General features: G+C 77.9%; 1 protein-coding gene. It reads right to left on the reverse strand.

Annotation, left to right across the window (positions count from 1 at the left end; all coding sequences use genetic code 11):
• On the reverse strand, nucleotides 1–741 hold a 741-nt coding region (locus tag EEJ42_RS31280), incomplete at its 3' end, for an NAD-dependent epimerase/dehydratase family protein (RefSeq protein WP_123105227.1).
• Nucleotides 742–915 lie beyond the last annotated feature (174 nt).

Consider the following 915-nt stretch of genomic DNA (forward strand, 5'->3'; position numbering starts at 1 on the left):
CAGCCAGTCGCGGGCGGGCGCCGGTTCGTCGTCCACCACGTTCACCGCGCCGCTCGGCCAGCCCAGCGCGGCGACCGCGGCCCGGGCGGCGTCCGCCACATGGACGAACGAGCTGATGGCGTCGTTCGGCACCACCTGACCCACCATCGCCGCCCCCGGCGGCGCGCCGGGCCCGTCCAGGGGCGCGCCGCGCAGTACGGCGTCCAGCGCCCCGCCGGGCGCGTACCAGGTGCCCGGGCCGTAGAAGGTGCCGTAGCGCAGCACCACATGCGTCTCGATCTCGGCCACCGCCTCCTCCAGCGCCCGCAGGCTGCCCACCATGGCGGCGCGGGGTGGCGGGGCCGCCAGGTCCAGCGGGGTGGACTCGACTGCTGGGGTCGCGCCCGGTTCGTACGCCCACGAGATGGACTGGGCGACGATGCGCCCCACCCCGGCGCGCCGCGCCGCGTCCACGAGGTGCCGGGTGCCCTCGCGGCGGATCCGCCCGTTCTCGGCGCGGTTGCCGCCCGCGAGGGCGGTCAGCTGGTGGATCACCGCGTCCGGGGAGGCGTCCGCGACGGTCCGCTCCACGCTCGCGGCGTCGAAGACGTCGAGCGGTACGGCCGCCGCGCCCTGCGCGCGCAGCCGCTCCGCGCCCCCGGCGGTACGGGCGGTTCCGGTGACCTGGTGCCCGGCCGCGACGAGCAGGGGGACGAGGAGACGGCCGACGGCGCCGGAGGCCCCGGCGAGAAAGATGCGCATGCGGTCGGAGCTTAGGAGGTCGCCGGACCACTGTCAGGGGCCAATGAGGGGGCGCGGGCGTGGGCCACTTCGCGCCGCAGTGGCCGGTTGCCGCGTGCGGTTGCCGCGTGGCCGGATGCCGCCCGGCCGGTTGCCGCCGCGCGAACGGCGGGCCGCCCCGGACCCTCAGGTCCC

Source organism: Streptomyces botrytidirepellens (assembly GCF_003721215.1).
GTDB lineage: Bacteria > Actinomycetota > Actinomycetes > Streptomycetales > Streptomycetaceae > Streptomyces > Streptomyces himastatinicus.